General features: G+C 39.0%; 21 protein-coding genes and 1 tRNA gene. 7 read left to right on the top strand and 15 right to left on the bottom strand.

Annotation, left to right across the window (positions count from 1 at the left end):
* Position 1 precedes the first annotated feature (1 nt).
* From AN392_RS14130 to AN392_RS14135, 3 genes are all read right to left on the bottom strand, one after another.
* Positions 2 to 89: transfer RNA gene (locus tag AN392_RS14130), tRNA-Ser, on the bottom strand.
* A gap of 221 nt (positions 90 to 310) precedes the next feature.
* Complete coding sequence (locus AN392_RS18645; protein WP_010392563.1) at positions 311 to 451, bottom strand: hypothetical protein; 141 nt, start codon at positions 449 to 451, stop codon at positions 311 to 313.
* A 760-nt stretch (positions 452 to 1211) separates the two neighbouring features.
* Positions 1212 to 2006 carry a YggN family protein gene (locus AN392_RS14135; protein WP_055013079.1) on the bottom strand — a complete coding sequence of 265 codons (795 nt, stop codon included), beginning with the start codon at positions 2004 to 2006 and terminating at the stop codon, positions 1212 to 1214.
* 387 nt (positions 2007 to 2393) lie between these two features.
* Between AN392_RS14135 and AN392_RS14140 the strand changes: the two genes are divergently transcribed.
* A complete protein-coding gene (locus AN392_RS14140; protein ID WP_008108975.1) occupies positions 2394 to 2579 on the top strand; it encodes a PA3496 family putative envelope integrity protein in 186 nt (61 codons plus the stop codon).
* A 72-nt stretch (positions 2580 to 2651) separates the two neighbouring features.
* Here AN392_RS14140 and AN392_RS14145 read toward each other — a convergent pair whose 3' ends face one another.
* The 3 genes from AN392_RS14145 to AN392_RS14155 form a co-directional block, all read right to left on the bottom strand.
* Positions 2652 to 3143: a glutathione peroxidase gene (locus tag AN392_RS14145; protein ID WP_010392568.1), complete on the bottom strand. Its 492-nt coding sequence runs from the start codon at positions 3141 to 3143 to the stop codon at positions 2652 to 2654.
* An 89-nt stretch (positions 3144 to 3232) separates the two neighbouring features.
* The gene (locus AN392_RS14150; RefSeq protein WP_008108977.1) at positions 3233 to 3532 is read right to left on the bottom strand and encodes an AzlD domain-containing protein; all 300 of its coding nucleotides are present in this window, start codon (positions 3530 to 3532) and stop codon (positions 3233 to 3235) included.
* Positions 3529 to 4233, bottom strand: a complete 705-nt coding sequence (locus AN392_RS14155) for an AzlC family ABC transporter permease (RefSeq protein ID WP_010392571.1) — start codon at positions 4231 to 4233, stop codon at positions 3529 to 3531. Before AN392_RS14155 ends, AN392_RS14150 begins: the two co-directional genes overlap by 4 nt.
* Before the next feature lie 105 nt (positions 4234 to 4338).
* Between AN392_RS14155 and AN392_RS14160 the strand changes: the two genes are divergently transcribed.
* Positions 4339 to 4995: a cytochrome b/b6 domain-containing protein gene (locus tag AN392_RS14160; RefSeq protein WP_055013080.1), complete on the top strand. Its 657-nt coding sequence runs from the start codon at positions 4339 to 4341 to the stop codon at positions 4993 to 4995.
* 51 nt (positions 4996 to 5046) lie between these two features.
* Here the strand turns inward: AN392_RS14160 and AN392_RS14165 are convergent, their stop codons facing one another.
* Positions 5047 to 5499, bottom strand: a complete 453-nt coding sequence (locus AN392_RS14165; protein ID WP_010392576.1) for a cytochrome c — start codon at positions 5497 to 5499, stop codon at positions 5047 to 5049.
* Positions 5500 to 5719: 220 nt separating this feature from the next.
* On the opposite strand from AN392_RS14165, the gene AN392_RS14170 reads away from it, so the two are divergent.
* Positions 5720 to 8053: a S8 family serine peptidase gene (locus tag AN392_RS14170; protein WP_010392578.1), complete on the top strand. Its 2334-nt coding sequence runs from the start codon at positions 5720 to 5722 to the stop codon at positions 8051 to 8053.
* Positions 8054 to 8064: 11 nt separating this feature from the next.
* Positions 8065 to 8598, top strand: coding sequence for a hypothetical protein (locus AN392_RS14175; protein WP_055013081.1), 534 nt, complete (start codon positions 8065 to 8067; stop codon positions 8596 to 8598).
* A gap of 53 nt (positions 8599 to 8651) precedes the next feature.
* Here the strand turns inward: AN392_RS14175 and AN392_RS14180 are convergent, their stop codons facing one another.
* Positions 8652 to 9122, bottom strand: coding sequence for a DUF2721 domain-containing protein (locus AN392_RS14180; RefSeq protein ID WP_010392582.1), 471 nt, complete (start codon positions 9120 to 9122; stop codon positions 8652 to 8654).
* Positions 9123 to 9313: 191 nt separating this feature from the next.
* Between AN392_RS14180 and AN392_RS14185 the strand changes: the two genes are divergently transcribed.
* The 3 genes from AN392_RS14185 (at position 9314) to AN392_RS14195 (ending at position 12533) form a co-directional block, all read left to right on the top strand.
* A complete protein-coding gene (locus tag AN392_RS14185) occupies positions 9314 to 11485 on the top strand; it encodes a S9 family peptidase (protein ID WP_055013082.1) in 2172 nt (723 codons plus the stop codon).
* A 166-nt stretch (positions 11486 to 11651) separates the two neighbouring features.
* Positions 11652 to 12017: a DUF4870 domain-containing protein gene (locus AN392_RS14190; RefSeq protein ID WP_010392586.1), complete on the top strand. Its 366-nt coding sequence runs from the start codon at positions 11652 to 11654 to the stop codon at positions 12015 to 12017.
* Between the two features lie 75 nt (positions 12018 to 12092).
* Positions 12093 to 12533 (top strand): YqaA family protein, encoded by a 441-nt coding sequence (locus AN392_RS14195; RefSeq protein ID WP_054202893.1) that lies wholly within the window; start codon positions 12093 to 12095, stop codon positions 12531 to 12533.
* Here AN392_RS14195 and folX read toward each other — a convergent pair.
* The 7 genes from folX to ycaO form a co-directional block, all read right to left on the bottom strand.
* Entirely contained in the window at positions 12510 to 12866 is a 357-nt protein-coding gene (gene folX, locus AN392_RS14200) for a dihydroneopterin triphosphate 2'-epimerase (RefSeq protein ID WP_054202892.1), read from the bottom strand. The genes AN392_RS14195 and folX overlap by 24 nt on opposite strands.
* A gap of 3 nt (positions 12867 to 12869) precedes the next feature.
* Positions 12870 to 13424, bottom strand: coding sequence for a GTP cyclohydrolase I FolE (gene folE, locus AN392_RS14205; protein ID WP_008108996.1), 555 nt, complete (start codon positions 13422 to 13424; stop codon positions 12870 to 12872).
* Positions 13425 to 13448: 24 nt separating this feature from the next.
* The gene (gene folM / locus AN392_RS14210; RefSeq protein WP_055013083.1) at positions 13449 to 14168 is read right to left on the bottom strand and encodes a dihydromonapterin reductase; all 720 of its coding nucleotides are present in this window, start codon (positions 14166 to 14168) and stop codon (positions 13449 to 13451) included.
* A gap of 126 nt (positions 14169 to 14294) precedes the next feature.
* Positions 14295 to 15131 carry an ammonia-dependent NAD(+) synthetase gene (gene nadE, locus AN392_RS14215; protein WP_055013084.1) on the bottom strand — a complete coding sequence of 279 codons (837 nt, stop codon included), beginning with the start codon at positions 15129 to 15131 and terminating at the stop codon, positions 14295 to 14297.
* Between the two features lie 73 nt (positions 15132 to 15204).
* Positions 15205 to 15837 carry a YceH family protein gene (locus tag AN392_RS14220; protein WP_055013085.1) on the bottom strand — a complete coding sequence of 211 codons (633 nt, stop codon included), beginning with the start codon at positions 15835 to 15837 and terminating at the stop codon, positions 15205 to 15207.
* Positions 15838 to 15878: 41 nt separating this feature from the next.
* On the bottom strand, positions 15879 to 19217 hold the full coding sequence (locus tag AN392_RS14225; protein ID WP_055013086.1) for an ATP-binding protein: 3339 nt from the start codon (positions 19215 to 19217) through the stop codon (positions 15879 to 15881).
* Positions 19218 to 19334: 117 nt separating this feature from the next.
* Positions 19335 to 21095: a 30S ribosomal protein S12 methylthiotransferase accessory factor YcaO gene (gene ycaO / locus AN392_RS14230; RefSeq protein ID WP_055013087.1), complete on the bottom strand. Its 1761-nt coding sequence runs from the start codon at positions 21093 to 21095 to the stop codon at positions 19335 to 19337.
* Between the last annotated feature and the right edge of the window lie 150 nt (positions 21096 to 21245).

A 21245-nucleotide genomic window follows, 5' to 3' on the forward strand; every position in this document is an offset into this window, starting at 1 on the left:
GTGGAGAGATAGGGATTTGAACCCTAGAGGGGCTATAAACCCCTGCCGGTTTTCAAGACCGGTGCATTCGACCACTCTGCCATCTCTCCACGTCGTGATGCAGGATAATACTTAGGAGAGTAGTCTGTGTAAATAGCAAAAAGATCGTTTGCTTAAAAAGTGAGCGTAAATGCGGTTTTTTTTATAAATAATGAAGATTTAAGGTGATTTTTAGCTATGAGGTGGCTGGCAGCAAACAGGAGGAGCTAAAGAAGAGTCTTCATTAGAGGTTGGGTGTTTGCTGCAACAATACAAAATCATGGTTGGGTGATTATTTGTATTGAATTGCACCGCCAAGTGCTAATTTTTTTCCGTAACGGTTAAGTTTAGCTAGCATTTTTGCTTTGCGATTAGTTGGCTTAACGGCAACGTGAGTTGTGGCTGTTTGGTTAAGTGTATTAATTGGGTTCATTTTATTCGCTCCATGGTTGTGTCTGTTGAAAACATGTGCATTTTGCACGCAGGGTGGTTAAAAATAAAGCGATAAAAATTACTGGTGAAGTATTAGTTTTTTTAATCCGAAACCGTTTTATTAATTTGTCGTTCAACTACTGGTTTATTATTTTTTGTATAATTATTCATCTGGGTTCATTGCTATGTCGCTTTTATATGGGGTTTTTTCGGTTTTTTTGAGTTTAAACTGTTTATAAAAAGAGTTTTTTGAATATTTATTCAGATTAAATTATTTTGTATTGGTTGGGCTTAACTTTGCTTTATTCAAAGATTTAACATGTTATTTATAGGTGGTTAATTATTTATCAGATAAGAGCAGTAAATAAACGATAAAAATAGTGTTGCGAGGTTTTTAAATTATAAAAAAAGTGCCTAGGTTACTAGGCACTTTGGAGTTAGTTGCGTTTTAAAACGCTTCTAACTGGGGAACGTACCATCTCATGAATATAAATCTAAAAAGATGGGTTTAATTATGTTTGCAATTTGGGCTTACAATCATCAGCTTGGGTGGCATTTTAACTATTCTAGAGCGAAGCGAAGATTATACTTTGGTTTGTATTTTACTATGAAGCCACAAAACAATGCTGCACAGCAAGAGTAGATCCGCTCAACAGTCTATTATTTGAGTTAAATGGTTTTAAATAGGGTATAAAAGGCAAAATGCGGCATAGCTTAAAAGCAAATGCCGCAAAGGGAGATTAATGCGGGGTATTATTCTATTAGTGCTGTTTAATAGTAAATAGCTCATAGCCTTTTAATGCAGGAACTTGAGCGGTTAGTTGCGTTTCTTGTTGTGCTATTTCAACAAAATCATCACATAATGAATTTGCACGCTTTTCAAGTGTTTTGGCATGCAGCTCTACTTTTTCTTCTATTTGTGCGCCCATATTTTCCATGCGCTCTTCAAATGCTTGCATGTCACCGCCTGAACTCATTAACTCAGAGCCCAATGCCACTAAAATGCTGCCCATTGATTCCATTACTGCTGATTCAACTGCTGTTTCTATTTGCTTTTCAAACTGCTGTTCAAAGTTTTCACCAAATTGAGTAAAGCTTTGTTGACCCATTACAAAAGTACCTTGCTGATAAAAGGTGCTTTCAACCTCTTGATGAATATCGTCCATTAAGGCTGAAATATTATCGAGGCCGTTAATATTAAACGCATTTGCAACTTCTTCTAATGCTACACCTGCAATTTTAACCCCTTCAAGGGCAATATTGGCTACTTCAGGTAATTGCACGCGTAAATTGTCTGTGTAGTCGGTCATTGCTTGGCGCTGTGCACTATTTAATGCTACTTGCTCGCCATTGATAGACAGCTCACCTTCAGCGGTAAATAGCATGTGCTGATTATTGGCTTTAAAAATTTCTAATTCATTAGGTTTGATGCGCACATCGTTCTTAAATTCAACGTTACATTCATCGTTACTAAATGAAATTGAAGAGTCGCTAGTATTGTGAGCCATTGCTACTGGAGCGCACATTATCGCGCTAACTAATAATAATTTTTTCATGTTTATTCTCTGCTTTTTGCTGATGATAATTAACTTATAACAAGTTTGATGCCAATTATTTTTAATGTTTTAAAACAATGGCTTGAGATTTTTTGAATGCTTTAAAGTCGAAAGTGTACTCATTGAAAATACTAAAATATGGTCAAAATAACCAACAATTAAATGCTAATAAATAAAATTTATCGATACGATAAAAAACTCTCACTTTCCACAATTCAAATTTAACGCTATTTATTCACAATACTGACACAGAGACTATTTAGGATAGCTATGTGGCTTTATTTTGACGTAAATTTGTACAGCTAATTTATGTTGAACATTTTAATTTCACCAATTATCGCGATATAGAAATCCGTAATTGGTCTCAAACACTTTATGGAGTGGGTTGTGGGTAAGACATTTAGTTACGATGCGCTAGATGATGATTTTGTTGAAGACGAATACGAAATGGTCGGGCGTAATCAACACGACAAGAAAAAGCAAAAGGTGAAAAGAAAGTTAGAGGATTACCTTGAGCAAAAACGCTTGCGTAAAAATCTAGGTGAAGATGACTTAAACGATTATATTGATTAAGCTCTCGCTAGTACAAATAAGCGTTACAGTTTGTAATAAAGAGGCTTTGTGCCTCTTTATAGTTTTTTGGGGTTAAGCCTTAGCTGCAAGCAGAGCTTTTTCAATTACTTTTTCTAGTTTTTCAGGTTTAGTAATAGGTGCAAAGCGCTTAATAGGTGTACCATCTGCCGCTACTAAAAACTTAGTGAAGTTCCACTTAATTTTTCGGGTTAAAAACCCCGGTAGTACAGACTTTAAATAGCGGAAAACAGAATCTGTATGCTGGCCATTTACATTCACTTTTTCTGCGATTAAAAAACTAACCCCGTAATTTATTAAACAACCTTGCGCTATTTGCTCAGCGTCGCCGGGCTCTTGTTGACCAAATTGGTTACATGGAAAGCCTATAATGATCAAACCTTGGCTTGCATACTTTTCATGTAATGCTTGCAATGACTGATATTGATAAGTTAATCCACATTCACTTGCGGTATTTACGATTAATACAACTTTACCTTCAAACTCTTTAAAGTCGATTGGCTGGCCTTGTAGGCTGGTAGTCTTTAGTTGATGGAATGGGTGCATATAAATACGCTTATTATTTGTTTATTTTGCATAGTCTAACCCTTGCGTGATGATCTACAAAGTCTAAGTCACTTTTACAGCGCTTACTGCTAATTTAAAATTAAAAATAGCCCCATACCGGCCAAGGTCGTTAAGTAAATATTATGCGTTTTGTAAGCAACAACAATAGCGACTATGGCAGCACTGAGATAAGGGTTCTGCCAGTTTAGATTAATACCTTCGTCATTTATAAATACAATTGGCACCCAAATCGCCGTTAGTACCGCAGGTGCACTAAAGCTCAAAAACTGTTGCATTTTAGGCCCTACTTTAAATGGCAAGGCGCGGTGTAAGAATAAATAGCGAGTAAAAAAAGTAATACATGCCATTAGTAAAATAGTGGTCATCATTTTTTGGCCCCCTTATTTTGCACTAATCTGGTAACAGCGTAACCTGCGCTCATTGCTAGAAGCGCAGAGCATACTAACCATAATTCAAAGCCTGTGCTTTTTAATAAAGTGGCACTGATCCCTGCAACAATGACTGTAACTAGAGTAGCTAAGTTTTTAATCCCTGGAATTACTAAGGCAATAAAAGTTGCTGCAATAGCAAAATCGAGTCCTAAATTAGTGAGATCTGGAAGCATAGTACCGGCTACAATGCCAATGAGGGTCCAAATATTCCACGCAATATAAAAGCTAAAACCTGCGCTCAATGCATAAATTAAACGGGTTTTAGTACGATAGGCGCGCGGGTGGTGCGAAAAAGCAAATAGTTCATCAGTTAACACAAAGCTGACAGGCAGGCGCCATCGCATGGGTTGCTCAATCACTTTGTGACGAACTGCCAAGCCATATAAAAAATGGCGAGAGCTAATAATAAACGTGGTAAAAAGAATGGTTAGTAGAGGGGTATTACCAGCAATGAGCTCAATTGCAACCAGCTGCGCCGAGCCTGCAAATACCAGTAGCGACATGGCTTGAGTTTCAAAAGGGGTAAAGCCATTTTGTATTGCTAACGAGCCACATAAAATGCCCCAAGGAATAACCGCTAAACACAGTGGCAGCATATCTAAAAAGCCTTTTAATACTGGTTTTTTAATTGATTGCATGTGTTTTACTCTGCGCACTGGTAGAAAGACTCATCGGGATACCTTAATATTGAGAAGCTAAAATAGTTAGCGTTTTAGATGATACTTTTTTTTAGGGAAGGTGCAATGTTTAAGGTAAAAGTGTGGGATGGCTTTGTAAGAAGCTTTCATTGGTTATTAGTATTGAGTATTGCTGCGCTTTATTTTAGTGCAGAAGAGGGCATGATCGAACTTCATTTTGTGGTTGGCTTTTTTACTTTAGCGCTTATTTCAACACGAATTATATGGGGCCTATTTGGCAGTAAAACAGCAAAAATATCGGTATTACTGCACTCTCCTAAATCGGTGCTTGCTTCTTTTGCTGGCAAAAAAACAAATGAGGCGGGCCATTCTGCACCTGGTAGCTATATGGTGTTATTATTTTTTATTCTGATCATAGCGCAGCTAGTAAGCGGTCTAATGAGCAGTGATGGTATTTTAACTGATGGCCCGTTAGCGCAGTATGTATCGAGTGACACGATTGATTTGGCCAATTGGCTGCACCATATTAATTTTGATATTTTATTTTATGCGATTATTTTGCATGTTGTGGCTATTATTGCTTACAAAATTAAAGGCAAGCCTTTGGTCAAAGCAATGATCACCGGTAATAAAGCACTAGCAACAAAAAGCTCAGAGCCAGAGACAAAGTCACCATGGGTTGCATGGGTTATATTTTTGGTACTACTGGTTTTATTAATGAGTACCTGGGGAAGTGAGCATTTAAGTTATTTGCTTAGTTAAAAAAAGTGGCGCTAATACAGCGCCATTTTTGTTCTTAATACACCGTATATATTAGTCTTTGAATTGCTTATGACAATCTTTACAGCCTTTAGCCCATGCACCAAACGCTTTACCAATAACAGCTTTGTCACCGGTTTGAGCTGCTACAGCAAGTTCATCAGCATATTGTTGAAATGCTGTCGCTTTTTTCATAAAAGTATCGTTTTCAGACCATACCGCAGGAAGTGCTGATGTATCACCCTTATCAGTACCTGCGTAAAAAGCTTCCCAAGGCATTTTAGACAATGCCGCTGCGTTATTTGCACGCTGCTTAAATTGCTCTGCATCAAAAGGAATTTTACCCTTAAGCATAGCACCCATATCGCCTATTTGAACTGAAATCATAGAGAATGCAGCTTGGCGATACTCAATCGCATCACTCGGCTCTTTAAATGCAGAATTTGCAGACACGCTAAATGCGCATGTAGATAGTAACGCCCCGATAAATACTTGCTTCAATTTCACTTTACTCTACTCCTTTAAGGGTTCTTTAATTATCTTTGTATCTTAGCTCAGGCTTTAGTTCAAGGGAATGCATAGATTATTACTTTGATATTATTAATGGGCTTGAATCAGACTGATATTATTTCATGGTTTATTGTGAATATTTGTAAACACGGTGTTGCTGGTTGCTGCTTGGTTGTGTACATTCAGATGTCATAAAAATAACCAATGAAGAGCGTTTATGAAAAATAATATTTTTAAGCTGTCAGCGTTGTCTGCAGCGATAGTAATTTCGTTATCAGGATGTGGTGGCAGCGATAATGACAATAATAATAAAGTCCCTGTTGTTACTGATGTTGCACCAAAGGCAAGTGATGTCGTAGTCGTTGATTTAAAACAGTGGGTTCCAGTTACTGCTGATTTTAAAGCAAGTGATAATGATGGTGATGCACTTACTTTTAGCTTTACTGAAAATGGCGAGGAAATTACCGCGCAAGATGGTGTGTTTAAGTTTAGCCATGGAATGTTAACGGTAGATGGTAACTCGTTTACATATGTTCCTGTCTCAGGGGAAGATGCTGTTATTGACTACACAGTAACTGCAAACGGTAAAACGGCCTCTGCGAAAATTAATATTTCAGGAATTATTGGGGACCCTCTTGCAAATGAGCAGTGGCATTTAAACAATACTGGTCAGAAAGCTTACTCGCTCAGTGACGAGATGAAGCAAGGCCTAATTGATTTATACGTTAGCTTATTTGGCGATACAGAAGAACAAGCGCAAGCCGATGTTAACGCTAGTTTTGCTCAATCGGAGGCGACTGAGCTTGTAGCTGGTGAAGATATGAATGTTGTTGATGCTTATGCTCAAGGTGTTACTGGGGCAGGTGTAACGGCAGTTGTAATCGATTCAGGTATGGAAATCCGCCATGAAGATCTGATAGATAATGTATTACCAAACCGTTCTTTAAACTTAAATGCTGATGCGACTGACCGTACAGATCCTACTAGTATGTCAAACAGTGGTGATCATGGTACAAGTGTAGCTGGTTTGATTGCTGCAAAAGGTTGGAATGGTAAAGGTGGCCGTGGTGTTGCTCCTGATGCTGGTTTAATTGGTATGAATTACCTTGGTGGTGCTAAAATCCCACAAACTGAGTTAATGGTGCATGGTTTCCCTGGAAGCGGCATTAGCACAACAGAAAATATTTCTGCATTTAACCGTAGTTATGGCATAACTTTCCCAACATTTATTGCTTATTCAGAACTAGATGAAGCTATTGAGTCATACCCAAACCTAAATCTGCGAGATGGTAAGGGTGCACTTAATATGAAATCGAGTGGTAACTCTTTTGTTGATGGCGGAGATGAAGGCTCACTATGTGAAGATAATGGTGCTAACGACTTAGGTTTAACATGTTACAACGGTGCGTTTGAGCCAAGCCAAGGTCATCCTTACTATCTAAGTGTTGCTGCTGTAAATGCAAATGGTAAGCATACTAGCTACTCAACTGCAGGTGCTAACTTAATGGTTTCAGCGCCAGCTGGTGAATATGGTCGTTGGGCACCTGCAATGGTAACAACGGATCAGATGACATGTATCAACGGTTACTCAGGCTTTAATAGTGGTGCTGTTGCAAGCTTTACTCAAGCATATGGAGAAGAGTTTGCTATAAGCCAATTCCCATTCAACTACCCTGGTAATGAAGATAACGCAAGTTGTAACTACACATCTACATTTAACGGTACATCGTCTGCTGCGCCAAATGCATCAGGTGTAGTGTCGCTAATTCTTTCCGCTAATCCTGAACTAACTTGGCGTGATGTGCGTCATATCTTAGCATCAACAAGTACATCAATTGACGCTGAAAATGCCCCTGTGAAGTTAACTACCGCAGATGGTGAGTTTGTTGCACATGACGGTTGGGTTGAAAATGCGGCAGGTTTCAGCTTTAATAATTTATATGGCTTTGGTCGCGTAGATGCTGGTGCAGCTGTTGCCATGGCTAAATCTTATGACGCTTCATTAGGTGAGCAAGTAATTACGGATTGGAATGGTGTTGGTTCAGTGGTTGCTGAAAGTGCACTAGCTTTAGAAATTCCTGATAACAGCGCTACAGGTTTAACGCAAGAAATTGTAGTTACAGAAGAGTTAAACATTGAGGCAATGCAATTTAAGTTTGATGTAAGCAATCCTGAAATGGGCTTCGGTTTGGGTAATGGGACACAAACATCTGCTGGTAACGATTTAGCTATTGAGGTTACTTCGCCAGCAGGTACTCGAAGTGTATTACTTTCATCTAAACAAGCTTTGTTCTTCCCTGCATATAGCTTCACTAATGGCTGGAGTGTTGGTTATGTACTTAAAGATGCTGTGATGCTTTCAAATGCTTTCTACGGAGAGTCTACGAAAGGTACCTGGACAGTTCGTTTGTTAGATACAAGCGCCGACAGCTTTGCATTTAGTAGAGGCACAAATAATGCCCTAGGCGTTACTGGTATTAGTAATAATAACTCAGCAAGTGTACTTGAAGGTGTATCTCTTCGTGCATTTGGTCACGCAGGTCAAGAGTAAGGATTATAAAGATGAAAATTAAACAATTAATCGTATTAGGTGCTGCTGCGTGTATTTCGTTAGGTGCAACAGCAAACACTAGTTCAGATAAAGAGCTTCAGTTTCCTAAAAAACAAGTAGCTAAATTAAACTTTGATAATGTAGATTTTGGTTCTTATAAAGTTGAAAAAAATCTGCGTTTAGTACCATCAAGTGTAGCTTCAGATGATCATGTCGTTATGCGAAAAGGCGAGATTACAGTAGTCAGCGTAGAAACATCGTCGGATGTAGTGACTAAAGGAACATTAGTACGTAACATTTTTACTAATAACCTAACGTCACTATCAGGCAATATTACTATTCTTTTAAAAGATGGAATGAGTGCAAGTGATGTTGCTTCTGCTGCAGGTTTGAAGGTCGTATCTTTATTCCCAGGTACCAAAATAGCTGTTTTAGCTGTAAATGACGGCCAAGATATTTTAGTTGCGTCAAAACAGCTAAAAGCATCAGGCTTGATTAAAGAAGCTAAAATAGAAGTGCTTGAAACAATTTATACAGCGCAGTAATCTGTTTTAGATAAGTGAAACCCCGAGTAGCGTAATTGGCTCGGGGTTTTTTATTAATCGTTTATATCAATATCAGCGAAAATCATCCCTCGGCGCATACTGCGTGTTGCTAAGAACACCTCCCCCAGTAATGACATAAATGCACATATTAGTAATGCCATGGCACCAACAAAGCAGCTACCAATAGTGACACCTAAGTTAATCGATTGTATGTGTGATAAAAACAAAAGCATAACCACGGCACATACTAATAATGCGCTTAAGACACTTAAACTAAATGCAATATGGATACACCGAGAACGCTTTAGGAGTGCTCTCAGCTCAGTAGTTAAAGACAGGTTAAATTCTTCATCAACACTGACCTTTAATTTTCGTTCTAACTGTCTGGCTCTGTCAGTAATACGCGCCAAGCGATTTGATAATACCCCGAGTGTTGCAGCAATCCCCGTAATTAAAAAAACGGGTGCAACCGCTGTTTGAATTACTTTAGCCATTGTTAAAATGTTAATTACGTCGTTGTTCATTTTTATCCTTATTAATTAGCAGCATGAAGAGGCTATATAATGCTACTTCGTTATTGTTAGGATAACTGAAGTCATAAACATATAAAAAGAATTTCTAGGCTCCCTTTTTACATAGCTTCACAAACTAAATTTCTGTGCTATTAAATATTAGGTATATTTAATAAAAATAAAAACTACAGAGATTCCAATCAATGAAACACACCCCATTTGTTCTTACTTTTATATCCTTAGCTATTTTAGGGGGATGTAATAAAGCCCCTGATGTTGAGCAATCAGCAAAGGTTGAAAATGTAGCTGCTCAAACCGAAGTCATGCCGCCGATTGCGAAGAAAGTGCCATATGAAATGACAATTCATGGCGATACTCGCATCGATGATTATTATTGGATGCGTGATGATGAGCGTAAAGCTCCTGAGGTAATTAGTTACCTAGAGGCTGAAAATGCTTACACAGATGAAATGCTTGCGCATACTAAAACACTGCAAAGTAGTTTATTTGAAGAGCTTAAAGGGCGAATTCAAAAAGATGATGACTCTGTTCCAGTAAAAGACGGAGAGTACTATTACTCGTCGCAAACTCGCGGCGATAACGAGTATGCTACTTACTTACGCAGTAGTGATTTTGCAGGCACCGATCAGGAAGTTATTTTAGACGTCAATGAACTAGCTAAAGGCCATGACTATGTTGCAGTTAGTGGTCTGAGTGTCAGCCCAAATGATAACTTAATGGCGTATGGTGAAGATACGGTGAGCCGCCGGGTTTACAATATAAAAATTAAAGATTTAAGCACTGGTAAATTATTAGAAGACACGCTTGAAGGCACCAGTGGTTATGTTGTGTGGGCGAACGATAATAAAACTGTTTATTACATTAAAAAAGATGCGCAAACCTTACTCGGTTACCAAGTTTATCGTCATACGCTTGGTACACCACAAAGCGATGATGAGCTTGTATACGAAGAAAAAGATACGAGCTATTACACTGGTATGAGCAAGAGCAAAGACGGCTCAGAAATTTATATTTGGCATAGCAGTACTGATGCATCGGGTTTGTCAGTACTTAGTGCAAACGATGTAAATGCTAAGCCAAAGCGCTTAATTGAGCGTGAAGCCAACCTTGAGTACAGCATTTCCAAATTAGGTAATACTTATTACATTGTGACTAATTTAAATGCGGTTAACTTTCAGCTAATGAAGGTCGATATTGATAAAGCCGGTGATAAATCGAATTGGCAAAGTGTGATCCCTGCGCGCGAGGATATTAAACTTGAAGGCGTAGAGTTATTTAATGACTACTTAGTATACCAACAACGCGAAATGGGCCAATCAACACTGATTGCGCGTAATTTAACATCGGGCAAAGAGTTACCACTAAGCTTTAACGACAGTGCATATACAATTAATGCGTACGGTAATAACGAATTAAACAGCGATACGCTGCGCGTTTACTACACCAGTATGACCACTCCGGGTTCATCTTATGATGTTAATTTGGCCACTGGCGAAAAAACATTATTGAAGCAACAAACGGTATTAGGTGACTTTAACGCGGATAACTATGCGTCTGAGCGTATTTTTGTCACAGCACGCGATGGCGTAAAAGTACCGGTGAGTTTGGTGTATCGAAAAGAGCTATTTAAAAAAGATGGCACTAACCCATTATTGCAATACGGCTATGGTTCGTATGGTGCAACAATGGATCCTAGTTTTTCTTCTGCACGATTAACGTTGCTTGACCGTGGTTTTGTATTTGCAATTGCCCACGTACGTGGTTCGCAAATGTTAGGGCGTCCGTGGTACGAAGCGGGTAAATTACTCACTAAAAAGAACACGTTTAACGACTTTGTAGATGTTACTAAGTCATTGGTAGCCCAAGGGTATGGCGATAAAGAGCAAATTTTTGCCCAAGGTGGCAGTGCTGGTGGTTTATTAATGGGCGCAGTGGCAAACCAAGCGCCTGAGCTATATAAAGGTATGGTGGCTGCGGTTCCATTTGTTGATGTGGTTACTACTATGCTTGATGAGACTATTCCGCTTACAACTAACGAGTATGGTGAGTGGGGTAACCCTAACGAGAAAGAATATTACGATTATATGTTGTCGTATTCACCGTACGATCAAGTTAGTAAACAAGACTACCCTAATATGTTAGTAACAACAGGTTTGCACGACTCACAGGTTCAATATTTTGAGCCAGCAAAGTGGGTTGCAAAACTGCGTGACTACAAAACAGATGATAATAAACTACTATTTAAAATAGACATGGAAGCCGGCCATGGAGGTGCGTCTGGTCGTTTTAAACGCTTGGAGGACACGGCACTTAACTATGCATTTATGCTTGATTTAGCTGGTAAAAATAAGTAATAAAATAAAAGCGTAGCTTTTTAAGTGACCCCCAGTAGTTGTATATTGTAATTACTGGGGGTTTTTTATATTTGAATTGCCGCCAATTAAAGCTGCTTGGTATTAGCGCAAAATAGTAATAGTATATTCAGTTAAATTACGGTGTTTTACGAAAAGGGAAAATGTAATGGAACAAAATCAAGAGATTAAAGTCGTCAATAAAGATGACCGCACCTGGGCAATGCTATGTCATTTAAGTGCATTAGCGGGGTTTATTGTGCCATTCGGCTCGGTGCTAGGTCCCCTTATTATCTGGCTAATTAAAAAAGATGAAATGCCTATAGTTGATATACACGGTAAAAAAGCGCTTAACTTTCAAATTACCATGGCTATAGCTTACTTTGTGTGTTTTTTACTAATTTTTGCAGCTGTTGGTTTACTACTGTTACCTATGGTCGCTATTTTTTCATTTGTGATGGTGGTTATCGCAAGCGTAAAAGCCAACGATGGTAAAGAGTTTAATTACCCCCTTAGCTTAAATTTAATAAAATAAGCGTCTTGATTTAAGTTAAAAAGTCGTTCAAACCCAGCTTAATTGCTGGGTTTAGTTTTTAGTCATAAGGGAAAAATGCTCTATATAACATTATTTTTTACAGCATTTATATCGGCTACGTTATTACCCAGCTCGTCTGAAGTGTTGATGGGTGGGATGATAATGCAAGGTAATACTAACTTATGGCTAATTTGGTTTGCAGCAACCTTAGGCAATGTATTAGGCAGTTGTGTTAATTATTGGCTTGGAACACAAGCATTACGCTTTAAAGATAAAAAATGGTTTCCAGTTTCTGAAAAAGGGCTCAAAAAAGCGCAAAAGCAGTTTAATAAATATGGGATATATAGCTTACTGTTTGCGTGGTTACCTATTGTTGGCGATCCACTAACTGTTATTGGCGGCGTGTTTAAAGTGCGCTTTAGTATGTTTTTAGTGCTAGTAACACTCGGCAAAGGGCTACGTTATTTAGCTGTAATAGCCCTTGCCGTTGGATTATTTGTGCCAGTCCAGAGTTAGCGACACAGAGTCTGCAAAGCGCAGCGCATGAGGTTTATCCACTCGGGCTTTGGCGTAATTTACACTTGGGTGCGAGTGGCAAACAGCAAGAATTTCAGCAACTAATTTTTCTAACAATAAAAAGTGACCCTGTTCAACTAAGGTAATTACTTCTTTAGTAATTACCTTGTAGTTAAGTGCTTGTTCTACTTCATCAGTTTCACAAGCTTGATCAGCCGGATAATGAATTTCTAAATTAATGACTACATCTTGTTTTTTTTCACGTTCATCAGGATTAAATCCAATAAACGTGCGTAGCCGTAAGTTAGTTACATTAATTATTGCGTTTGCCATAGATTATCCTTTGATCAGCTGTAAAAACTCATTACGTGTTTTCGGATCGGCTCTAAAGTTTCCTAGCATTACCGAAGTACGCATGCTTGAGTTTTGCTTTTCTACACCACGCATCATCATACACATGTGCTTTGCTTCAACAATTACACCTACACCTTTTGCACCTGTTACTTCTTCAACCGCTTTGGCAATTTGATGGGTTAGTTGTTCTTGAATTTGAAAACGGCGAGAGAACATATCCACAATACGTGCAAACTTAGACAAACCTAATACTTTGCCATCAGGAATATAAGCGATATGACAGCGGCCAATAAATGGTAATAAATGATGCTCACACATAGAGTAAAGCTCTATGTCTTGTATTAATACCATATCGTCAGCATCTGAGGTAAATACTGCATTATTAGTGATTTCGTTAAGCGTTTGGCGGTAACCTTGAGTTAGGTACTCCATCGCTTTTGCAGCGCGTTTTGGAGTATCGAGCAACCCTTCACGTTCTGCATCTTCACCGACTGCGGTTATAATTTTTTGATAGCTTTCTTTTAATTCGTTATGCATAAGTTTCTCGTTTATTTAGATGACTTACTTAAGATGGCGACCACCATCAACAGGTAAAGCACGGCCTGTGATGTAATGGCTGTTCAGTAGTAGGTCGATACTATTGATAATTTCTTGGCATCCAGGTTCGATACCCATTAATGATTTTTTTAAAGTTTTAGCGCGATACTGCTCATCATCATGTTGATTAAAAATAATTAATGATGGTGCGACTGAATTCACTTTAATATTCGGTGCATATTTAGCACTAAATGATTTGGTTAAGTTATCCAAGGCGGCTTTGCTGGCCGCATAGGCTAAGTGTTTTGGGCTGCCAGTTTCCACTACGTAATCAGTTAGATGAATAATGTCAGCGGGCTTAGCGTGAGACGCCTGATAATTTAATAGTAAATCTGCACAGCGTAAGTTTACCAAGTACGGTGTTTTTGCATGAATGCGCATCATATTGTCAAACAGCTGCTCAAACTGAGGGTTGTTAGCTTCACAGTCCCAGCTTGATGCATTATGAATTATCGCGCTTAGTGAGTCAGTCTGTGCTTTAAGTAATGTAATAAAAGTATTAATACTCTCATCAGAACTAAAGTCAGCATAAAGACAGATCGCCCCTTGTTGTTCTAGCAAATCTACCGCTTTATGGCGGGTACGATAAGTAATAATGACCGCTTGCCCTTGGGCTATAAAATGCTGTGCAAGCGCAAGTCCTATACGTTGTCCTGCGCCAGTAATCAAAATAGGGGGGGTCATAAAATATAAAGCTCTCTGTTGGTAAGCGTTAAGGTTAACCGTTAAAATTTAAGCCACTTATTTTCACGCCATTTTTACGTAAAATATAAGCGGCTCGATCAGTTAAATCACACTTATAATATTGATTTAAAAAGCATCGTATATTGTTGGAATAGGCTGGCGCTTATGTTGCGTGCGTTGGTAAATTGCAATCAGTGTTTGCTCCACATGCTCAGAGACTGGTTTACCTTCTAAAAAGTCATCAATTTCTTCATAGCTTAAGCCTAGTGCTTCCTCGTCAGTTAAACCTGGTCTATCACTTTCTAAATCGGCAGTAGGTGCTTTTTCAACTAACAAAGTAGGTGCACCTAATGCTGTTGCCAATGCTCTAACCTGACGTTTAGATAGACCAAACAAAGGTGCTAAATCGCAGGCGCCATCGCCAAACTTAGTATAAAAACCAGTAATGTTTTCGGCGCTATGGTCGGTACCTACAACGAGCCCTTGGCAAAACCCAGCAATTTCATATTGTGCAATCATGCGTTGGCGTGCTTTCACATTGCCTTTAATAAAGTCTATTTTTTCTTGTGTTGGCAATGGCTGATTATTGCCAGCTAAAGTTGCCATCGTTTGCTCGTGCAGTGCGTCGGTTGCAGGCTGAATATTGACTGTCATACGGGTGCTGGGTTTAATAAAATCAACCGCCATTTGTGCTTCGCTTTCATCTGCTTGCACTCCATACGGTAAGCGCACAGCAATAAATTGATACTGTGTATCTTGGTGTTCTTGATTAAGCTCATTAATAGCAAGTTGGCATAATCGGCCACAGGTTGATGAGTCTACACCGCCACTAATACCTAGTACCAGTGAAGTTGAGTATGCGGCTTTTAAACGTGCTTTAATAAAATTTACTCGGCGTTTAATTTCAGCGTTAACATCAATACTAGGCTGAACTTTCATTTCAGCCATAATTTCGGCGCGCATGGCCCGCTCCTTAAAGTTAAAAAGTTTTAATGCTCAAAAAAGAATAGCTATTATGTGATTTCAAATTACACAATTAAAGCCCTATATACTCTTTTATTTGTTTAAGTTGAGCTTTTAGTTCGTTAATTTCAGCAAGTAGATCATTGAGCTCTTGATTTTTTAACTCGTCAGTAATGGTCTGTGTTGCTATTGGCTCATCGTTTTCTGCAGAAGGTGCTGTAAATAAGTGGATATAACGGCTATCACGCTTACCAGATTCGCGAGGTAGTTTTTTAACATGGCTGTTTTCAATCAATTGTTCAAGCGATATTTCAACGTCGTCAATACTGGTAAAGTCAGCTAAGCGAGCGCAACGGGTTTTTAATTCACCGGGTGTTTGAGCTCCCCGCAATAATAATAAACATATAATGGCGCGTTGTTGTGCGTTAAATTGTAAGTGGCTAAATTGTGTATTACAAAAGCGATGGTCGTATTTAGATACACGTCCACTAAGACCTTCATCTTCTGTTACCAAGCGTAAGTCGATTAATTCTGCAATGGTAGCCTGAACTTGCTGTTGGCTTAATTCGAGCACAGGAGCGCGATTTGATTTTTGATTACAGGCATTCGTTAAGGCATTTAATGATAGTGGGTAATGTTCAGGCGTTGTTGTTTGCTTTTCCAATAAACAGCCAATAACTCTTTGTTGTTCAACTGATAACTGCATAATATCCCTTACTTCATCGATTCTATTTTAAGCTTACACTGTTATTTAGCGCTAAGCCATTGTTGCAATTTAGCATGCATAGCAGGGCCATCGAGAGGTTTACTTAAATAGTCGTTCATACCGGCACTTAAACATTTGTCTTTATCTCCGCGCATTGCATTAGCCGTTAGTGCAATAATGGGGATGGTTTGATTCTCTAGACCCGCGAGGCCCTCTCTAATAGCCATGGTAGCTTGGTATCCATCCATAATAGGCATTTGGCAATCCATTAGAATAAGTTGATAAGTGTTTGCGTTTGCTTGGTTTAATTTCGTTAGTGCATCCTCGCCATCCTCTGCAATATCAAAAGTGAGCTCGGCTTGTTTTAATAATGCACAGGCAACTACTTGATTTACTTTGTTATCCTCTACTAACAACACATGGCCTTTCGCTTTTTTAGGTGTATTAATCGCTGGAGGGAGCGCTAACTCTTTGGGCTGTGCTGCCAATGTTACTTTTACCAGCGTGTCATACAAACCAATAGCGGTGAGTGGTTTAAAAATTAAGGCTGCTTCATTGTTTCCATAAAATAAATTGCTTTTTGAATAGCTCATTGGAGCCATAATCAGAATATGACTGTTTACTAAAAAATGTTTCAACTTTTCAGCCAAGGGGTGCGCTACAGGCTCTAAAAAGCTTGTGTCAATAATTGCCACATCCGGCGGTATTTGTTGATTATTAGTTATATAAGTTTCAACCTCTTTGTAATCACACACAGCACTGACATCTGCGCCCCATAACGTTAATTGCTTTTCGATGATGGTGGCATTCATCTCGCTGTTATCAACAATGAGTATCCGCTTTGCTTGTATATGTTGGCAATCTAAATCAAATGCTTGGTCTATCACTGAGGTAATGTTGACTGAAAAAGTAAAGGTGCTTCCTTCATTGGGTAGGCTATATACACTTACTTCGCCTCCCATGAGTTCGCACAGCTGCCTAACTATTGCCAAGCCTAAACCGGTGCCACCATATTGGCGGGTTGTTGATGCATCAGCTTGAGTAAAAGAATCAAATAACTGTTTTTGCTTCTCTAAACTAATACCAATGCCGGTATCAATAATCGCACATTCTAAAGTCGTATCATCGAGAGTTTTTTCTATAGTAGCGGTTACTAGTACTTGTCCGTTTTGAGTAAATTTAACGGCATTGGCAATCAAATTATTTAAGATTTGTCGCAACCTATTTGGGTCGCACACAATCTCACTGGTGCTTACATGCGTAGTATCTAAAATCAATTGGGTATTATTGCTTTCGGCCTTGAGCGCAAACGACTCCACAATTTCGCCGAGTAATTGTGGTAGATTAAATTGAATGCTTTCTATGTCTAACTTACCAGCTTCTATTTTAGAAAAGTCTAAAATATCATTAATAATTCCCAATAAAGATTCTGCTGACGACTGGGCAAGTTTAATATGATGACGTTGTTGCTGATCAAGAGAGGTCGCCTGAATAATATTAAGCATACCTAAAACCCCATTCATCGGAGTGCGAATTTCATGACTCATGCTGGCTAAAAACTCACTTTTAGCGATCACCGCTTGTTCAGCGGCTTCTTTTGCCATTACTAGTTCTGCTTCCGTTTCTATGCGCTGTTCACTAGAGTAAAGGCTTCCTATTAGTGCGCCGATTGCAATTAAAAAACCTTCTTCGTTTTGCGTCCATGCTCTAACGCTTGCTTGTTCTGCGCATACAACACCAATTGAGCCGCTGCCTGCGGGGATCATTACACAGAGCATTGCTTTTATAGATGATGGCTCGAGGTAGCTTTTTGCTAAGGGTGCGAGGCAAGCTTGTTGTTGAGCATTCTGGGCGCTAAAAACAGCTTTTTTTTCTAGGGTGGTAAAAAAATCAGGAATGTCTTGCTGGCGCCAAGGGGTATTATTATCACTGTTATTTTGGCTATAGCTTGCAATAGGACTCAGCTGAGTTTTGTGCTTATCAAACAGGCGAATGCTTACTGTATTCACTTTAAGTGCACGACACACCGCACGAGTAATTAGCTCTTTAGATTCGCTTAATTTACCATTTAATATGTGGTCGCTAATTGTTAGCGACGCTAAAGTTTCGTTAAAGCGGGCTATTTTTTGATCTTCTATTGCTACCTTTTTACGGGCATCAATATTTTGTAATGAGCCAAATATTCTGATGCAGCGTCCATTTTTATGCTCTGCTTCACCATGTATGAGTGCCCAAATTACTTCGCCTTTGGCATTAATAACTTCAAGTTCAGCCTCGTAACTTTCACCATACTTAACCGCTTTAGTGATCAGTTCAGCCGCCTTATCTCTGCTTTTTCCCTCTTTAAAGTAATATAAATCGGATGACCATTTAGGTTGCTCATTTAAAGGGTATTCAAATATCTTTTTGGTCATGTCTGACCAAAATACCTGTTTTTTTTCTAAATCAAATGACCATGCGCCTACTTGAGCTAGGTTACTCATTACCTCGAGCATTTTTTCGTTTTCGTGTTCTCTATTGAGCATTTTTAAAAACAATAAAAACGCAAAAATAAGCAAACTTAAAATAACACTAATAACAATACGTAATGGCCAGATAGACGACGATGCTGGCTGCCAACCTGTTTTTGGCACTACATAGAGCTGCCAAGCACCGCCTTGGAAATTTAGATTAAACTCAAGCGGATTTTGGCTTGTAATTTCTGGGTCACCAAAGAAAAACTCACCTTGCTTACCTAACCCGTTACGTCCTTGAATGGCAACAGTGTATTTTTTTTGTAATTCGAAAATCCCTGCGTTGTTATAGACTTTTTCTAGATCGAGCACCACAGAAAGCAGCCCCCAAAAAGATTGGTCTTCAGGTAAATAAACCGGCACTCGTGCAATCAAAGCTTCATTGCCTTGAACTAACGTGAGCGGTCCAGCCATTACAATGGTATTAGTATCGCGTGCTTTAATAGCATCATCGCGTTGCGCTTTATTTTCTAAAAAATTGAGTCCAATGGCTTTTTCATTCCCTTTAAGCGGGTAGGTCATTGTGATGACCATATTAGGTGCAGCACCAATATTGCGTAGTTCGTTAGAGGTGTTAAACAGTGGGGCGGCAATTTGCCCAAAACGTGTTTGGCTTAAATTTGGCTCGGCAGCAACGGCTACAGCCAAGCCACGTATTAACTGAATATTTGATACCAAAGTAGCTTCAAGCTGGGCTCTGTAGGTACTGACTTGAGAAAGGACTTGTAAACGGTAAGCATCTCTTGCCCGATTATAATTAAGCCGATCAAGCACTAAGCTAGTTATTACAATTAAACCGATTGCAAATAAAAAGGTAAGCTTAAAATTATAAATGGATGTGCGTTTACTTTTGCGCTGTTGCCACATAGGGTGTAATTAAATTGTTAATATAGAAAGATTAACTATAGCTAACTAACACTAGAAACAAAAATGGCGCAGTTAAATATGCGCCATTTTCTTTTTAACTATACAGACGTTTAGATATTATGAGTCACTAACTTCGCGTGCCCAATGCTTCTGTTTCGCAACATGTAACTTGCGGTAGCCATCCAGTAATGCGGCGTGCTTTTTAAAGCCTTCAAGCGATAAACCTGGGAAAGTTAAGCCGTTAAAGCGTGTCCGACCTTCTGCAATCTCAATTGCAAGGGTGACATTATTAGCGCCAAACATAAGCCCTAAGGCGTCTTGGTAACTTGCATATTCACGTTCGTCATCGTATTTAATTTCTAAAATAGCTTTTAAACAACGGAAATGACGCATCGCGTCTTCATTAACTTGGCCGGTATGTAAAATCCAGTCAACCCAATCAATCGCTTCTTCGCTGCCTGCGGCTAAGCATAAGTGTGCTTTCAGTTCACCAATACGTAGAGTATGCCAAGGCGTATCGGCATCGGTTGCTAAGCCAATGAATTCAGCAGCGCGAATAATATCGCTGTGACCAGCTTCTTCTAGGTTTTCGTAAATTTCCATCAGTTGCTCAGTGTCATACTGATCAAGTGATAAGAAAGTTTCGCGGAATTTAGCCCCTTCGTTGTTATTACGCCAAATAAGCTCATCTACCGGATAAATATCAGACATACCAGGCACTAAAATACGACATGCATACACATTTAAGTGGGTGTAATCCATGATGTAGATATCATGGCCCATGCTGTGAATTAAATCAGTACAGAAGTTATATTCTTGCTCAGTTGAACCACTAAAGTCCCAATGTACAAATTCAAAGTCTGCTTCAGAACGGAAAAAGTCATGAGAAATTAAACCGCTTGAATCAATAAAGTGCAGTTCAATGTTTTCAGGTGTGGCTACTTCGTCGTTGTCAAAAGTGGCAGGTTGAAATACGTCTAGTTGATCTAGACGACGACCTTGCAGTAATTCGGTAACGGTTCGCTCTAGCGCCACTTCAAATGAAGGGTGAGCACCAAAAGAGGCAAACACAGAGCCATCCACTGGGTTGATTAGCGTAACACTCATTACAGGGTATTTACCGCCAAGTGAGGCATCTGCAATACGTAAATGGAAGCCATGGCTACGCAACTCTTCACAGGCTTCATGAATTTTAGGATATTGTTTTACCACTTCTTCAGGCACGATCGGTAAGCTAATACCTTCAGCAATAATGCGATTTTTAATGGCGCGTTCAAATACCTCAGATAACCCCTGTACACGGGCTTCAAATTTAGTATTACCAGCACTCATACCGTTGGATACAAAAATATTACCAATCACGTTCACCGGAATATAAATATCTTTACCGTCGCGCTGGCGGGTATAAGGCACAGTACAAATACCACGCTCAAAATTACCAGAATTAAAATCATAAAGGTGTGAGGCAGTTAATTCACGCTCAGGATCGAAGTAATCCCATAAGCTTTCATCCATAATCCCTTGTGGTACTTCATCTTCTGCTACTTTAAACCACTTTTCGTTCGGGTAATGAGTAAAGTCACCATTGGCAAATTCTTCACCTAAGTAAAAATCAGCAAAAAAGTAGTTACAGCTTAAACGCTCAAAATATTCACCTAGCGCAGAAGCGATAGAGGCTTTATCAGTAGCACCTTTACCGTTAGTAAACATCACACCACAGTCGCTATCTTTTATATGAACTGAATAACAGTTTGCTACAGGGTTAAGCCATAGCGCTTCTTCAATATTAATATTTAGCGCTTTTAGCTTGTTTTGCATGGTAGAGATAGACGATTCTAAATCGCGGTCTTTACCTTTAATAAATGTTTTTTCAGTCATTTTGATCTCAACTAGGTCTGCACAATACATGAACTGTGTATTATCGTGGATTTTGATGTTTATTTCACCCTTTACCCGCTTTTCGTAGCGTTTTTAATAGAACGATTATGAATATATGCTAATAATAGTTTATTGAAAAAGTTGAAGGGT

It is taken from the genome of Pseudoalteromonas sp. P1-16-1b (assembly GCF_001401785.1).
GTDB classification, from domain to species: Bacteria; Pseudomonadota; Gammaproteobacteria; order Enterobacterales; family Alteromonadaceae; genus Pseudoalteromonas; species Pseudoalteromonas undina.

What these genes read in the sequence shown, in the direction of transcription:
- nadE (WP_055013084.1), bottom strand. Translation starts at nt 15,131, where the DNA reads ATGCGCGCCGAAATTATGGCTGAAATGAAAGTTCAGCCTAGTATTGAT.
- AN392_RS14225 (WP_055013086.1), bottom strand. Translation starts at nt 19,217, where the DNA reads ATGTGGCAACAGCGCAAAAGTAAACGCACATCCATTTATAATTTTAAG.
- AN392_RS14180 (WP_010392582.1), bottom strand. Translation starts at nt 9,122, where the DNA reads ATGAACAACGACGTAATTAACATTTTAACAATGGCTAAAGTAATTCAA.
- AN392_RS14220 (WP_055013085.1), bottom strand. Translation starts at nt 15,837, where the DNA reads ATGCAGTTATCAGTTGAACAACAAAGAGTTATTGGCTGTTTATTGGAA.
- AN392_RS14150 (WP_008108977.1), bottom strand. Translation starts at nt 3,532, where the DNA reads ATGATGACCACTATTTTACTAATGGCATGTATTACTTTTTTTACTCGC.
- AN392_RS18645 (WP_010392563.1), bottom strand. Translation starts at nt 451, where the DNA reads ATGAACCCAATTAATACACTTAACCAAACAGCCACAACTCACGTTGCC.
- folE (WP_008108996.1), bottom strand. Translation starts at nt 13,424, where the DNA reads ATGCATAACGAATTAAAAGAAAGCTATCAAAAAATTATAACCGCAGTC.
- AN392_RS14185 (WP_055013082.1), top strand. Translation starts at nt 9,314, where the DNA reads ATGAAACACACCCCATTTGTTCTTACTTTTATATCCTTAGCTATTTTA.
- AN392_RS14155 (WP_010392571.1), bottom strand. Translation starts at nt 4,233, where the DNA reads ATGCAATCAATTAAAAAACCAGTATTAAAAGGCTTTTTAGATATGCTG.
- folX (WP_054202892.1), bottom strand. Translation starts at nt 12,866, where the DNA reads ATGGCAAACGCAATAATTAATGTAACTAACTTACGGCTACGCACGTTT.
- AN392_RS14160 (WP_055013080.1), top strand. Translation starts at nt 4,339, where the DNA reads ATGTTTAAGGTAAAAGTGTGGGATGGCTTTGTAAGAAGCTTTCATTGG.
- AN392_RS14135 (WP_055013079.1), bottom strand. Translation starts at nt 2,006, where the DNA reads ATGAAAAAATTATTATTAGTTAGCGCGATAATGTGCGCTCCAGTAGCA.
- ycaO (WP_055013087.1), bottom strand. Translation starts at nt 21,095, where the DNA reads ATGACTGAAAAAACATTTATTAAAGGTAAAGACCGCGATTTAGAATCG.
- AN392_RS14175 (WP_055013081.1), top strand. Translation starts at nt 8,065, where the DNA reads ATGAAAATTAAACAATTAATCGTATTAGGTGCTGCTGCGTGTATTTCG.
- AN392_RS14170 (WP_010392578.1), top strand. Translation starts at nt 5,720, where the DNA reads ATGAAAAATAATATTTTTAAGCTGTCAGCGTTGTCTGCAGCGATAGTA.
- AN392_RS14145 (WP_010392568.1), bottom strand. Translation starts at nt 3,143, where the DNA reads ATGCACCCATTCCATCAACTAAAGACTACCAGCCTACAAGGCCAGCCA.
- folM (WP_055013083.1), bottom strand. Translation starts at nt 14,168, where the DNA reads ATGACCCCCCCTATTTTGATTACTGGCGCAGGACAACGTATAGGACTT.
- AN392_RS14195 (WP_054202893.1), top strand. Translation starts at nt 12,093, where the DNA reads ATGCTCTATATAACATTATTTTTTACAGCATTTATATCGGCTACGTTA.
- AN392_RS14190 (WP_010392586.1), top strand. Translation starts at nt 11,652, where the DNA reads ATGGAACAAAATCAAGAGATTAAAGTCGTCAATAAAGATGACCGCACC.